Origin of the sequence: Micromonospora sp. U21 (assembly GCF_018070045.1) — a bacterium.
GTDB lineage: Bacteria > Actinomycetota > Actinomycetes > Mycobacteriales > Micromonosporaceae > Micromonospora.
Genome location: NZ_JAGPYK010000048.1, coordinates 1 through 14,107 on the forward strand (window position 1 = coordinate 1; position 14,107 = coordinate 14,107).

At 72.0% G+C, this 14,107-nt stretch carries 9 protein-coding genes; 8 read left to right on the forward strand and 1 reads right to left on the reverse strand.

What is annotated here, in order from left to right; genetic code table 11:
- Window positions 1-292 precede the first annotated feature (292 nt).
- From rsgA to KBX63_RS32805, 5 genes are all read left to right on the forward strand, one after another.
- Window positions 293-1,363 (forward strand): ribosome small subunit-dependent GTPase A, encoded by a 1,071-nt coding sequence (gene rsgA / locus KBX63_RS32785; RefSeq protein ID WP_210918086.1) that lies wholly within the window; start codon window positions 293-295, stop codon window positions 1,361-1,363.
- A 179-nt stretch (window positions 1,364-1,542) separates the two neighbouring features.
- On the forward strand, window positions 1,543-4,491 hold the full coding sequence (uvrA, locus tag KBX63_RS32790; protein ID WP_210918089.1) for an excinuclease ABC subunit UvrA: 2,949 nt from the start codon (window positions 1,543-1,545) through the stop codon (window positions 4,489-4,491).
- Window positions 4,492-4,679: 188 nt separating this feature from the next.
- A complete protein-coding gene (locus tag KBX63_RS32795) occupies window positions 4,680-5,168 on the forward strand; it encodes a Rieske (2Fe-2S) protein (protein ID WP_210918091.1) in 489 nt (162 codons plus the stop codon).
- 153 nt (window positions 5,169-5,321) lie between these two features.
- On the forward strand, window positions 5,322-7,322 hold the full coding sequence (uvrC, locus tag KBX63_RS32800) for an excinuclease ABC subunit UvrC (protein WP_210918093.1): 2,001 nt from the start codon (window positions 5,322-5,324) through the stop codon (window positions 7,320-7,322).
- Window positions 7,323-8,128: 806 nt separating this feature from the next.
- A complete protein-coding gene (locus tag KBX63_RS32805; RefSeq protein ID WP_210918097.1) occupies window positions 8,129-8,788 on the forward strand; it encodes a C39 family peptidase in 660 nt (219 codons plus the stop codon).
- 111 nt (window positions 8,789-8,899) lie between these two features.
- Here the strand turns inward: KBX63_RS32805 and recQ are convergent, their stop codons facing one another.
- Window positions 8,900-10,753 (reverse strand): DNA helicase RecQ, encoded by a 1,854-nt coding sequence (gene recQ, locus KBX63_RS32810; protein ID WP_210918099.1) that lies wholly within the window; start codon window positions 10,751-10,753, stop codon window positions 8,900-8,902.
- A gap of 195 nt (window positions 10,754-10,948) precedes the next feature.
- On the opposite strand from recQ, the gene rapZ reads away from it, so the two are divergent.
- Genes rapZ through whiA form a run of 3 tightly spaced genes read left to right on the forward strand, consistent with a single transcriptional unit; the run spans window position 10,949 to window position 13,923 of the window.
- The gene (rapZ, locus tag KBX63_RS32815) at window positions 10,949-11,833 is read left to right on the forward strand and encodes an RNase adapter RapZ (protein ID WP_121653051.1); all 885 of its coding nucleotides are present in this window, start codon (window positions 10,949-10,951) and stop codon (window positions 11,831-11,833) included.
- The gene (locus tag KBX63_RS32820) at window positions 11,830-12,888 is read left to right on the forward strand and encodes a 2-phospho-L-lactate transferase CofD family protein (protein WP_210918102.1); all 1,059 of its coding nucleotides are present in this window, start codon (window positions 11,830-11,832) and stop codon (window positions 12,886-12,888) included. The genes rapZ and KBX63_RS32820 overlap by 4 nt, the downstream gene beginning before the upstream one ends.
- 54 nt (window positions 12,889-12,942) lie before the next feature.
- Window positions 12,943-13,923 carry a DNA-binding protein WhiA gene (gene whiA / locus KBX63_RS32825; protein ID WP_074312802.1) on the forward strand — a complete coding sequence of 327 codons (981 nt, stop codon included), beginning with the start codon at window positions 12,943-12,945 and terminating at the stop codon, window positions 13,921-13,923.
- Window positions 13,924-14,107 lie beyond the last annotated feature (184 nt).

A 14,107-nucleotide genomic window follows, 5' to 3' on the forward strand; every position in this document is an offset into this window, starting at 1 on the left:
GTACGCGTGGCTCAACGCCTCCTGGCCATGACCGCCGCGATCTGGCACAACAACAAGACCAGCGCACCCGTCACCCGATCACTGATCGCCTACGACCACTGACCGGAATTCGGAACAACTCGTCTAGCGGTCCGCCGCCGCGGCGTCGCCGGGGAAATCGCTTTCGGCGCGTCGGCGCGCGCCCTACCGTCAGCGGCATACGCGGCACCGGGACGTCGGACGGAGGTGGTGATCATGCCGGACGTGGCACGTGTGTTCCGCCATCACCAGCTTCGACACCGATGAGGAAGCCATGACGATCGATCTGACCGCCCTCGGCTGGGACGCCGAGCGGGCGGCGTACGCCGCGCGGCGAGGCGACCACCACCCGGGCCGGGTGGCCCGGGTGGACCGGGGGGTCTGCACGGTGCTCACCGCGGCCGGCCCGGTCCGGGCCAGCCTGGGTGGGGCGGTGCTGACCGTCGCCGTGCGGGACCCCTCCGCGCTGCCCTGCGCGGGCGACTGGGTGCTGCTCGCGCACTGGCCGGATCGCCGCACCACCGTGGAGGCGGTGCTGCCCCGACGGGCCGCGCTGATCCGCCGTACCGCGGGAAAGGACGCCAGCGGCCAGGTGCTGGCCGCCAACCTCGACGCGGCCGCCGTGGTGGAGCCGGTGCACCCGGAGCCGGACGTCGGCCGGATCGAGCGGCTGCTCTCCCTGGCCCACGAGTCCGGGGCCCGGCCGCTGGTCGTGCTGACCAAGGCCGACCTCGCGGCCGACCCGGACGCGCTGGCCCGCCAGCTGGCCGCGGTCGCCCCCGGTGTGCCGGTGCTGCCGGTCAGCGCCGAGCGTGGCCTCGGCCTGGAACCGCTGCGCGCCGAGGTGGCGCCCGGACGCACGCTCGGCCTGCTCGGGCCGTCCGGCGCCGGCAAGTCGAGCCTGGTCAACGCGCTGGCCGGCGCGGTGATGATGCCGACCCAGGCGATCCGGCGGGTCGACGGCAAGGGCCGGCACACCACCACCTGGCGGGCACTGGTGCCGATCCCCGGCGGCGGCGCGGTGATCGACACGCCCGGCGTGCGGGCGGTCGGCCTGCTGGACGGCGTGGTCGGGCTCGACCGTGCGTTCGCCGACATCGCCGGGTTGGCCGAGGGCTGCCGGTACGCCGACTGCGGGCACGACGGCGAGCCCGCCTGCGCGGTGCGCGACGCGCTGCGTACCGGGGAGCTCTCCACCCGCCGCTGGGAGAGCTGGCGGCGGCTGCAGGGGGAGGTGGCCCAGGAGAGCAGGCGGCGCGAGGCGCGGCTGGCCGCGGAGCGACGTGGCGGGTGGCGTTCCGCCCGGCGCCGGGCGACCCGGCCACCGACGCCAGGAGGCTACTGACCGGGGCTGGTGACCGGCCCGGCCGACCGGGCTGAGCGGGGGAATGTGCGGGCGGGGGAAACTGTCATACCTCGGGGCTAGAGTTGCCGAGGCGTGTTTTCCGCGCCCGCACGACCGCTCAGATCACCCCAGAGCTGGACACATCCTTCGCTTCGTCTTCTCCCGGGAGTACACGCACCGTGGCCGACCGACTGATCATCCGTGGCGCGCGCGAGCACAATCTGCGTGACGTCAGTCTCGACCTGCCCCGGGACGCACTCATCGTGTTCACCGGGCTGTCCGGGTCGGGCAAGTCGAGCCTGGCCTTCGACACGATCTTCGCCGAGGGGCAGCGGCGCTACGTCGAGTCGCTCTCGTCGTACGCGCGGCAGTTCCTCGGCCAGATGGACAAGCCCGACGTCGACTTCATCGAGGGCCTGAGCCCGGCCGTCTCGATCGACCAGAAGTCGACCTCGCGCAACCCGCGTTCGACCGTCGGCACCATCACCGAGGTCTACGACTACCTGCGCCTGCTCTACGCCCGCATCGGTGAGCCGCACTGCCCGGTCTGCGGCGAGCGGATCTCCCGGCAGAGCCCGCAGCAGATCGTCGACCGGGTCCTCGCCATGGCCGAGGGCACCAAGTTCATGGTGCTCGCCCCGGTCATCCGCGGCCGCAAGGGCGAATATGTCGACCTCTTCGCCGAGCTGCAGGCCAAGGGCTACGCCCGGGCCCGGGTCGACGGAGTGGTACACCCGCTGACCGAGCCGCCCAAGCTCAAGAAGCAGGAGAAGCACACCATCGAGGTGGTGATCGACCGGCTCACCGTCAAGCCGAGCGCCAAGCAGCGGCTGACCGACTCGGTCGAGGCCGCCCTGGGCCTCTCCAGCGGCCTGGTGCTGCTCGACTTCGTCGACCTGCCCGAGGACGACCCGGACCGGGAGCGTCGCTACTCGGAGCACCTGGCCTGCCCCAACGACCACCCGCTCGCCATCGAGGACCTTGAGCCCCGGGTCTTCTCCTTCAACGCGCCGTACGGCGCCTGCCCGGAGTGCACCGGCCTGGGCACCAAGAAGGAGGTCGACCCGGAGCTGCTGGTGCCCGACCCGGAGCGCTCCCTGCGCGAGGGCGCCATCCAGCCCTGGTCCACCGGCCACAACCTGGAATACTTCCTGCGCCTGCTGGAGGCGCTCGGCGAGGCCCAGCACTTCGACGTCGACACCCCGTGGCGGGCGCTGCCGGCGCGGGCGCAGAAGACGATCCTGCACGGCTCCGACGACCAGGTGCACGTGCGCTACCGCAACAAGTACGGCCGCGAGCGCTCCTACTACACCGGCTTCGAGGGTGTGGTGCAGTGGATCGAGCGCCGGCACTCCGACACCGAGTCCGAGTGGTCCCGCGACAAGTACGAGGGCTACATGCGCGACGTGCCGTGCGCGGCGTGCGGCGGTGCCCGGCTCAAGCCCGAGGTGCTCGCGGTCACGCTGGCCGGCAAGAGCATCGCCGAGGTCTGCAACCTGTCCGTGGGGGAGTGCGCCGACCTGCTGGCGGGCATCGAGCTCACCGACCGGCAGAAGATGATCGCCGAGCGGGTGCTCAAGGAGATCAACGCCCGGCTGCGCTTCCTGCTCGACGTCGGCCTGGACTACCTCTCCCTGGACCGGCCGGCCGGCACCCTCTCCGGCGGCGAGGCGCAGCGCATCCGGCTGGCCACCCAGATCGGCTCCGGGCTGGTGGGCGTGCTGTATGTGCTCGACGAGCCGTCGATCGGTCTGCACCAGCGCGACAACCACCGGCTGATCGAGACCCTGATCCGGCTGCGGGGCCTGGGCAACACGCTGATCGTGGTGGAGCACGACGAGGACACCATCCGCACCGCCGACTGGATCGTCGACATCGGGCCCGGCGCCGGTGAGCACGGCGGCAAGATCGTGCACAGCGGCTCGGTGCCGGCGCTGCTGGAGAACCCGGAGTCGGTCACCGGGGCGTACCTGTCCGGGCGCCGGTCGATCCCGACGCCGCAGAAGCGCCGCCCGCAGACCAAGGACCGGGAGCTGGTGGTGCACGGGGCGCGCGAGCACAACCTGCGCAACCTGACCGTCTCCTTCCCGCTGGGCCAGCTGATCGCGGTAACCGGGGTCAGCGGCTCGGGCAAGTCGACGCTGGTCAACGACATCCTGTACGCGGTGCTGGCCAATCAGATCAACGGTGCCCGGCTGGTGCCCGGCCGGCACACCCGGGTCGGCGGCCTGGAGCACGTGGACAAGGTCGTCGGCGTGGACCAGTCGCCGATCGGCCGGACGCCGCGCTCCAACCCGGCCACCTACACCGGGGTCTGGGACCACGTCCGCAAGCTCTTCGCCGAGACCACCGAAGCCAAGGTGCGCGGGTACGGTCCGGGCAGGTTCTCGTTCAACGTCAAGGGCGGGCGCTGCGAGGCGTGCTCCGGTGACGGCACGATCAAGATCGAGATGAACTTCCTGCCCGACGTGTACGTCCCGTGCGAGGTCTGCAAGGGCGCCCGGTACAACCGGGAGACCCTCGAGGTGCACTACAAGGGCAAGACCGTCTCGGACGTGCTGGAGATGCCGATCGAGGAGGCCGCCGAGTTCTTCTCGGCCATCCCGGCCATCCACCGTCACCTCAAGACGCTGGTCGACGTCGGTCTCGGCTACGTCCGCCTCGGCCAGCCCGCGCCAACCCTCTCCGGTGGTGAGGCCCAGCGGGTCAAGCTCGCCTCCGAGCTGCAGAAGCGCTCCACGGGGCGGACGGTCTACGTGCTCGACGAGCCGACCACCGGCCTGCACTTCGAGGACATCCGCAAGCTGCTGATGGTGCTGGAGGGGCTGGTCGACAAGGGCAACACGGTGATCACCATCGAGCACAACCTCGACGTGATCAAGACGGCCGACTGGCTGATCGACATGGGCCCGGAGGGCGGCCACCGGGGCGGCATGGTGCTCGCCACCGGCACTCCCGAAGAGGTCGCCGAGGTGCCCGAGAGCCACACCGGCCAGTTCCTGCGCCAGGTGCTCAAGCTCGATGGCGAGGCCAAGGGCGCGGCGGCCGCCACCACCCGGGCCGCCAAGGCCAACGGGGTCACCAAGACGCGGGTGAGCCGCAAGGTGGCGGCGGCCGGCGCGCGCTGACCCCGCTACCTGTGGGGCGGGTCCGGCCCGTTTCGCGCGCTGACTGCGGTGCGCGAAACGCGGTCCGGCCCGCCCCGTCCCATTTCCTGGGTCGGACGGGTGCCACCGTGAACCATCCGGCACAGTTGCCCGTGTGGAGAGGTGTGGCCGGCTCTTGACCGGCGCAGTGGCCGAGAGAGAGGCGAGGCATGAGTGACGATCAGGCGCTGACCGGTCCGGGTACGCAGACCCGTCGGGCTCTGCTCACCGGCGTCGGGGCGGTCGGCGCGGCCGTCGTACTGGCCGCCTGTGGCAGTGACGACGCCGGCAGTGGCGACGGCACCGCCCCCACCAGCGGCGGCCCGGCGGTGCCCAGCACCGGTGACGCTGGCGGCGGCGACCGGCAGGGCGCCCAGTCGTTGGCCACCACCGCCGGCATCCCGGTCGGCGGCGGCAAGGTCCTCGCCGCCGAGGGTGTGGTCATCACTCAGCCCACCGCCGGTCAGTTCAAGGGCTTCAGCCCGATCTGCACGCACCAGAACTGCCCGGTCACGAACGTCGACGGCGGCACCATCAACTGCACCTGCCACGGCAGCAAGTTCTCGATCGAGGACGGCTCGGTGAAGGCCGGTCCGGCCACCAAGCCGCTGCCGGCGAAGGACATCAAGGTCACCGGCGACCAGATTTCGCTGGCCTGACAGCCCGCGCCCAGGCCGGGACACCGGCGCTGGATCGACTCGTCTTCCGGGAAGTCGGTGTGCCCGGCCCCCGTCGACGCCCCGATCTCCTGAAGGCCGAGTCGATCTAGCGCTTCCGGTGGCCTGTCGGTGCCGCGGGCTAGGCTTGCTGGCGTGGCTGACCCCTCGACCTACCGTCCCGCACCCGGCACCATCCCGGAGTCCCCGGGGGTCTACCGCTTCCGAGACGGCACCGGTCGGGTGATCTACGTCGGCAAGGCGAGGAACCTACGCAGCCGGCTCAACTCCTACTTCGGCGACATCTGGAATCTGCACGAGCGCACCCGGCAGATGGTCACCACGGCCGAGTCGGTGGACTGGATCACCGTCGGCAGCGAGGTCGAGGCACTCCAGCAGGAGTTCACCGAGATCAAGCAGTATGACCCCCGGTTCAACGTCCGCTACCGCGACGACAAGTCGTACCCCTACCTGGCCGTCACCCTCGACGAGGAGTACCCGCGACTCCAGGTGATGCGCGGCGCGAAACGCAAGGGCGTGCGCTACTTCGGGCCGTACTCGCACGCCTGGGCGATCCGGGAGACCCTCGACCTGCTGCTGCGGGTGTTCCCGGCCCGCACGTGCTCCGCCGGGGTGTTCAAGCGGGCCGGCCAGGTCGGCCGGCCCTGCCTCCTCGGCTACATCGGCAAGTGTTCGGCGCCCTGCGTCGGCAGCGTCTCCGCCGACGAGCACCGGGCCATCGTCGACGGCTTCTGCGACTTCATGGCCGGGCGCACCGACACCATGGTCCGCAAGATCGAACGCGAGATGACCGAGGCGAGCGAGCAGCTGGAGTTCGAGCGGGCCGCCCGGCTGCGCGACGACGTGGCCGCGCTGCGCCGGGCGATGGAGAAGCAGACCGTGGTGTTGGGCGACGGCACCGACGCCGACGTGGTCGCGTTCGCCGACGACCCGCTCGAGGCGGCCGTGCAGGTCTTCCACGTCCGCGACGGCCGGGTCCGCGGCCAGCGCGGTTGGGTGGTGGAGAAGACCGAGGAGCTGACCACCGGCGACCTGGTGCACCACTTCTGCACCCAGGTGTACGGCGGCGAGCACGGTGAGGCCGACGTGCCCCGCGAGCTGCTGGTGCCGGAGCTGCCCGCGGACGCCGACGCGCTGGCCGAGTGGCTCTCCACCCACCGGGGCAGCCGCGTGTCGCTGCGGGTGCCGCAGCGGGGCGACAAGCGTTCGCTGATGGAGACGGTGGAGCGCAACGCCAAGGACGCGCTGGCCCGGCACAAGCTCAAGCGGTCCGGTGACCTGACCACCCGGGGCAAGGCGCTGGACGAGATCAGCGAGGCGCTGGGCATGCGCACCTCGCCACTGCGCATCGAGTGCTTCGACATCTCGCAGATCCAGGGCACCGACGTGGTGGCCAGCATGGTGGTCTTCGAGGACGGGCTGCCCCGCAAGAGCGAGTACCGGCGGTTCATCGTTCGGGGCGCGACGGACGACCTCTCCGCGATGTCCGAGGTGCTGCGCCGCCGCTTCGCCCGCTACCTTGACGCGCGGGCGGAGACGGGCGAGGTCGGGGTCGAGCCGGCCGACGATCCGGCCGCCCCGGGTGGCCTTGGTGAAGCCGACGAGCCGCAGGTCGGCATCCTGGTCGATCCGACCACCGGCCGGCCGCGCAAGTTCGCGTACCCGCCGCAGCTGGTGGTCGTCGACGGCGGCGCGCCGCAGGTCGCGGCGGCCGCCCAGGCCCTCGCCGAGCTCGGCATCGACGATGTCGCGCTGTGCGGGCTGGCCAAGCGGCTGGAGGAGGTCTGGCTCCCGGACGACGAGTTCCCGGTCATCCTGCCGCGCACCTCGGAAGGGCTCTACCTGCTGCAACGGGTTCGCGACGAGGCGCACCGGTTCGCCATCACCTTCCACCGGCAGCGCCGCTCCAAGCGGATGACCGAGTCGGCGCTGGACCATGTGCCCGGCCTGGGCGAGGTGCGGCGCAAGGCGTTGCTGCGGCATTTCGGCTCACTCAAGCGGCTCTCCGCCGCCACCGTCGAGGAGATCACCGAGGTGCCCGGGGTGGGCCGGCGCACCGCCGAGTCGATCCTGGCCGCCCTCAACAAGGGCACCACGAGGGCCGACGAGGGCGCCGAGGCCACGCCGAGTTCGTGAGCCCGCCGGCCGTTCGCCGCCGGACCGTTCGTTGCCTATCGTGCTCGGTCAGCCGCGCCTCGCTGTCCCTGGCTGCCGCCCGGATGAGAATCCGCGGTGGGCCGGTCATGGGCGGCAGCCGCACCTAAGAGCGTTATACCTCTGAGTCATAGTTATGACTCTGAGGTATAGGGCTTTCAGCCAACTGTCGCGGTCTGCTTGAGATGCGGTTCCGGCTCTGCCGGACGTTGCCTGATCCGGACGCCCATGTCGTTCGCGTGCGCCACGCGCCGTCCGCGTGGTCGGCGGGTTTGGGTGATCGGGCCTTCTGCGCGCCCGGTCCGGTTCGCTCGTCCCGGGCTGTCTGCCTGGGAGCTGTCCCCGTTGCCGCGGGTGTGCTGGTCAAGATGTGTGCAACCTCGGGGAAGGTGTGGCCTGGTCGCGTAGGGAGGCAGCACTTTCCCGCAAGGCGCGCGGATCCTCGACCCGGTGGGTTCAGGACCCGGGGGCGTGAATGTCCGGTTCGTGGTTGGCCCTGGCTGGGCGTGGTGTCCGGTTTCGGGGTCGGGGTCCTGTGGTCGGGGCCACCCGGGGGGTGGAATCGGGGGCCGCCCGGGGTGGTTATACCTGGCAGATCACCGTGGCCCTCGGCCCGATGCGGCAGCCGTCGGGAACACCCGCCGGCCCGCCACGGTTACATCCCCCCCGGACACCCGAGCAGGGCCCCTCTTGGCGCCGCCGGGCAGACCCCCCCAGAGCTTTTTTGTGCGGCGCACGCCCCCTTGTGTGTGTCGCGCGCACCCCCTGATGCAGAGGAGCACGCCATCATGCGTACCGATCTGATTCGTAAGACCGCTCTGACCGCTGCTGGGCTCGCGTTCACCGGTGGCGCCATCGCCGGCCCCGTCACCGCCGCGTACGCCGCGTCGGACGCCAAGCCGACCACCCAGACCCAGTCGGACCGTAAGCCCTCGGGTGAGCGTCAGCTGGGTGTGCGTTACGAGGCGCAGCCGAACTTCTACTACTGCGGTCCCGCCGCGGCCCGTAACGCCCTGTCGGTGCAGGGCAAGGACATCAGCGTGGACGCCATGGCCAAGGAGATGGGCACCACCGAGGCCGGCACCAACTCGATCAACGACATCACCCCCGTGCTGAACAAGGAAACCGGCAGCAAGGACGCCTACCACAGCGTCGAGATCTCCAGCCCGAACGCTGACGGCAAGCAGACCGACAAGCTGCGCGGCGACATCGTCAAGACCGTCGACGACGGCCGGGCCGTGGTCGCGAACATCGCCGGCACCACCAGCGACACCGACGGCGCCGTGCACTCCTTCGAAGGCGGGCACTACATCAGCGTCGTGGGCTACCGCGACAACGGCAACATCGTGAAGATCGCCGACTCGGCCGATCCGAACACCGCCTCCTACGAAGTCACCGCCGAGCACCTCGCCGACTGGATCGCCACCCGCGGCTACGCCACCAGCTGACCCCCAAACACCAGCACCAGCACCAGCACCAACGACAAGGGCCGGACCCCCACCAGGGGCCCGGCCCTTTCGTCATGCCCACGTTCTCGCCGGTGCGACCACGCCGGTCGGTCAGGCCGAGGCGGTGTCGGCGGCGAGGACCGCCAGGATCTGCTCGCCGTACTTGGCGAGCTTGTTCTCCCCGACCCCGCTGACCCGGGACAGGTCGGCCAGCGAGCCGGGCGCGTCGCTCGCGATCTGCCGCAGCGTGGCGTCGTGGAAGATCACGTACGCCGGGACGCCCTGCTCCTTGGCGGTGGCAGCCCGCCAGCCGCGCAGTCGCTCGAAGACCGCGGTGGCGGCCGGGCCCAGCTCGGCGACCACGGTGGCCGCGCCGCGCGGCTTCGTCGACCGGCTCGACGCCGGCTTCTCCGGCTCACGGCGCATCGTCACGGTGCGGCGGCGCCCCAGCACATCGGCGCTCGCCTCGGTCAGCGCCAGCGTGCCGTAGTCGCCCTCCACGGCGAGCAGCCCCTCGGCGAGCAACTGGCGGACCACTCCCCGCCACTCGGCCTCGGTCAGCTCGGTGCCGATGCCGAAGACGGTGAGCGAGTCGTGGCCGTACTGGCTGATCTTGTCGGTCTGCTTGCCGAGCAGGATGTCGACGCAGTGCCCGGCGCCGAACCGCTGGTTGCGTTCGCGGTCGAGGCGGAAGACGGCGGAGAGCAACTTCTGGGCGGCGACCGTGCCGTCCCAGGACTCCGGCGGGTTGAGGCAGGTGTCGCAGTTGCCGCAGGCCGCCGTCGCCGGCTCGCCGAAGTATTCGAGCAGTTGAACACGCCGGCAGCGCACCGTCTCGCAGAGCGCGAGCATCGCGTCCAAGTGCGCGGCGAGGTTGCGGCGGTGCGCGAGGTCGCCGTCGGACGTCTCGATCATCTTGCGCTGCTGGACCACGTCCTGGAGCCCGTACGCCAGCCAGGCCGTGGACGGCAGCCCGTCCCGGCCGGCGCGGCCGGTCTCCTGGTAGTAGCCCTCGACCGACTTGGGCAGGTCGAGGTGCGCGACGAACCGGACGTCGGGCTTGTCGATGCCCATGCCGAAGGCGATGGTGGCCACCATGACCAGGCCGTCCTCGCGCAGGAAGCGCTGCTGGTTGGCGGCGCGGGTGACCGCGTCCAGGCCGGCGTGGTACGGCAGCGCGGCGATCCCGTTGGCGGTGAGGAACTCGGCCGTCTTGTCCACGGAGGCGCGGGACAGGCAGTAGACGATCCCGGCGTCGCCGGGGTGCTCGTCGCGCAGCAGGGCCAGCAACTGCTTGCGCGGCTCGCGCTTGGGCACGATCCGGTACTGGATGTTGGGCCGGTCGAAGCTGGCCACGAAGTGCCGTGCGTCGCCGAGCTTGAGCCGGCTGGCGATCTCGGTGCGGGTGGCGCTGGTCGCGGTGGCGGTCAGCGCGATCCGGGGCACGTCCGGCCACCGTTCGTGCAGCATCGACAGCGCCAGGTAGTCGGGCCGGAAGTCGTGCCCCCACTGGGACACGCAGTGTGCCTCGTCGATCGCGAACAGCCCGATCCGACCACGGTCGAGCAGGGCGAGGGTGGACCGGACGCCGAGCGCCTCCGGGGCCAGATAGAGCAGATCCAGCTCGCCGGCGAGGAAGGCCGCCTCGACCCGGCGCCGGGCGTCGAGACTCTGGGTCGAGTTGAGGAAGCCGGCCCGGACGCCGACCGCGGTGAGCGCGTCCACCTGGTCCTGCATGAGCGCGATCAGCGGGGACACGACGACCGCGACGCCCTCGCGAACCAGGGCCGGGATCTGGTAGCACAGCGACTTGCCGCCGCCGGTGGGCATCAGCACCAGCGCGTCGCCGCCGCCCACCACGTGGTCGATCACCTCCTGCTGGAAGCCGCGGAAGGCGTCGTAGCCGAACACCCGGCGCAGCACCGGCAGCGCGCCCTCGGTACGCAGGTCGGTGGGGGAAGCCATCCGCGGAGTCTACGAGCCCACCCCGACAGCGCACGCCCGGCGCACCCGAGGAGATGGGTGCCGGACCTCGGCCGGGCGGCGGGATAGAGTCGCTGATTGACCAATCGCGGCCGAGGACGGCCGCGGCGCCACGGCTTGGGGGTACGGGTGAGCGAGGCGCGCAGAGCCAGCGACCGGATCGACGTCCCGGCGGCCATCGACGGGGAGCCGACGGCCGAGTCGGAGACCACGCTCGTGGTGGTCACCGGGCTTTCCGGCGGCGGCCGCAGCACGGTGGCCCGGGCGTTGGAGAACGTCGGGTACTACGTGGTGGACAACCTGCCGCAGGCGCTGATGCTCGACATGGCCGAGCTGGCGTTCAAGGCCGGTGGCGCGGCCCGGCGTACCGCGATGGTGCTGGACGTCCGCTCGCGGGCCTTCTCCACGGACCTGGCCGGGGCGATCCGTGAGCTCAAGGAGCGCGGCTTCTCACCCCGGGTGGTCTTCGTCGACGCCGACGACGAGGTGCTGATCCGGCGGTTCGAGAGCGTCCGCCGTTCGCACCCGTTGCAGGGCGACGGTCGGTTGGCCGACGGCATCGCCGTGGAGCGTGGGCTGCTCGAGGAGGCGCGCGACCAGGCCGACGTGATCATCGACACCAGCCACCTGAACGTCAACCAGCTCCGGCGGCGCATCGAGGAGCTGTTCGGCGGCGAGGACGCCCGCCGGCTGCGGGTCACCGTGCTGTCGTTCGGCTTCAAGTACGGCCTGCCGCCGGACGCCGACTTCGTGCTGGACGCCCGGTTCCTGCCGAATCCGTACTGGGTGCCCGAGCTGCGCGAGCACACCGGGCGGGAGGAGGCGGTCAGCGCGTACGTGCTGGGCCAGGAGGGCGCCGACGCCTTCGTCGCCTCGTACGCCGACCTGGTCAACGCCACCACCGCCGGCTTCGAGCGGGAGGGCAAGCGGTACCTGACGGTCGCCGTGGGCTGCACCGGCGGCAAGCACCGCAGCGTGGCCATCGCCGAGGAACTGGCCGGCCGGTTGCGCCAGTCCGGGTTGGCGGCCAACGCCCAGCACCGCGACCTGGGGCGCGAATGACGGCCCGCCGGGTGGTGGCGTTCGGCGGCGGGCACGGCCTGTCCGCCTCGCTGCGCGCGCTGCGCCACTGCGCCCCCGAACTGGATCTGGACATCACCGCGGTGGTCACGGTCGGCGACGACGGCGGCTCCAGCGGCCGCCTGCGCGCCGAGCGCGGTGGTCTGCCCCCCGGCGACCTGCGGCAGGCGCTGGTCGCGCTGGCCGGCGACCATCCCGCCACGCGGCGCAGCGCCGGGCTGTTCCAGCACCGTTTCGCCGCCGCGCCGGCGGACGCACCGCGGTCCGCGGCCCGGGCGGCGGGTGACCCGGATGGTGGTGCCGGCCCGGCGGCGGGTGACCCGGACGACGGTGCCGGCCGGGGGGCCGACGGGCTGGCCGGACACGCGGTCGGGAACCTGGTGCTCTGCGGCCTGATGGAGCTGCTCGGTGACCCGGTGGCCGCGCTGGAGCACGCCGGCGCGATGCTCGGCACGGTCGGCCGGGTGCTGCCCATGTCCCGCGAACCGGTGGGCATCGAGGCGCGGGTGCGCGGCGCCGACCCGGCCGCCCCGGACGAGGTGCGCACCGTGCGCGGCCAGCACCAGGTGGCGGTCACCACCGGGTGGGTCGAGTCGCTGCGGCTCAGCCCGACAGCGCCGGCGGCCTGCGCCGAGGCGCTGGCCGCGATCGGCGCGGCGGACTGGCTGATCTTCGGGCCGGGCAGCTGGTACACCAGCGTGCTGCCGCACCTGCTGGTGCCGCAGCTGGCCGACGCGATCGTGTCCAGCCCGGCCCGGCGACTGGTCACCCTGAACCTCGCCGCGGAGAAGGAGACCCTCGGGCTCTCCGTCGCCGACCACCTCGCGGCGCTGCACTGGTACCTTCCCGAGCTCAAGGTGGATCTTGTGCTGGCTGACGCCAAGGCGGTGGGTGACCCCGAACCGGTCGAACGTGCGGCAGAATCGCTGGGTGCCCGCCTGGTCCTCGCCCCCGTCGCCGTCATCGACGGCACTCCCCGCCATGATCCGGCTGCCCTGGGCGCCGCGCTGGTGCCTGTCCTGGGTGCCGATCGTTAGACACGTACGTAATCTCCGGCGACACGCCGGAACCGGTCCGTGAGGGGACGCACAATGGCGATGACGGCTGCGGTCAAGGACGAGCTGAGTCGGGTCGACGTGCCCAAGCCCTGCTGTCGGCGGGCGGAGATGGCGGCGCTGCTGCGCTTCGCCGGGGGGCTGCACATCGTCTCCGGCCGCGTGGTGGTGGAGGCGGAGCTGGACACCGGGGCGGTCGCCCGCCGGCTGCGCCGGGAGATCGCTGAGGTGTACGGGTACCCCAGCGAGATTCACGTGCTGGCCTCCGGCGGCCTGCGCAAGGGCAGCCACTTCATCGTCCGCGTGGTCAAGGACGGCGAGGCCCTGGCGCGGCAGACCGGCCTGCTGGACGTGCGCGGCCGGCCGGTGCGCGGGCTGCCCCCGCACGTGGTGGCTGCGAACGTCTGTTGCGCGGTCTCCGCCTGGCGCGGCGCGTTCATGGCGCACGGCTCGCTCACCGAGCCCGGCCGGTCCAGCGCCCTGGAGATCACCTGCCCCGGGCCGGAGTCGGCGCTGGCGCTGGTCGGCGCGGCCCGTCGGATCGGGATCACCGCCAAGAACCGCGAGGTGCGCGGGGTGGACCGGGTGGTGGTCAAGGACGGTGACGCCATCGCCGCGCTGCTCACCCGGATCGGCGCGCACTCCAGCGTGCTGGCCTGGGAGGAGCGCCGGGTCCGTCGCGAGGTGCGGGCCACCGCCAACCGGCTGGCCAACTTCGACGACGCCAACCTGCGCCGCTCGGCGCGCGCCGCGGTGGCCGCCGCCGCCCGGGTGACCCGGGCGCTGGAGATCCTCGCCGACGAGGCGCCCAACCACCTGACCGACGCTGGTCGGCTGCGCTTGGAGCACCGGCAGGCGTCGCTGGAGGAGTTGGGCGCGCTGGCCGAGCCTCCGCTGACCAAGGACGCCATCGCCGGTCGGATCCGCCGGCTGCTGGCGCTGGCCGACAAGCGGGCCCGGGACCTCGGCATCCCGGATACCGAAGCAGCCGTCACGCCCGACATGCTCGTGGTCTGATAAGACGGTGGGGCCGCACGGTGCGCCCGGGAACACGACCCGGCGCAGCGTGGCCGCGCACGCTCGGATAGGGTCGCTGCGTACGGCAAGGGGGCCGACACAGGCACTCCTCGTCGTGCCCACCGCCTCGGGCGGTCAGGTCCTCAGACCGCGGCGGGGTGCCGAGATGAACCGTCAACGGCCG

What these genes read in the sequence shown, in the direction of transcription:
- rsgA (WP_210918086.1), top strand. Translation starts at nt 293, where the DNA reads ATGACGATCGATCTGACCGCCCTCGGCTGGGACGCCGAGCGGGCGGCG.
- KBX63_RS32795 (WP_210918091.1), top strand. Translation starts at nt 4,680, where the DNA reads ATGAGTGACGATCAGGCGCTGACCGGTCCGGGTACGCAGACCCGTCGG.
- KBX63_RS32805 (WP_210918097.1), top strand. Translation starts at nt 8,129, where the DNA reads ATGCGTACCGATCTGATTCGTAAGACCGCTCTGACCGCTGCTGGGCTC.
- recQ (WP_210918099.1), bottom strand. Translation starts at nt 10,753, where the DNA reads ATGGCTTCCCCCACCGACCTGCGTACCGAGGGCGCGCTGCCGGTGCTG.
- KBX63_RS32820 (WP_210918102.1), top strand. Translation starts at nt 11,830, where the DNA reads ATGACGGCCCGCCGGGTGGTGGCGTTCGGCGGCGGGCACGGCCTGTCC.
- whiA (WP_074312802.1), top strand. Translation starts at nt 12,943, where the DNA reads ATGGCGATGACGGCTGCGGTCAAGGACGAGCTGAGTCGGGTCGACGTG.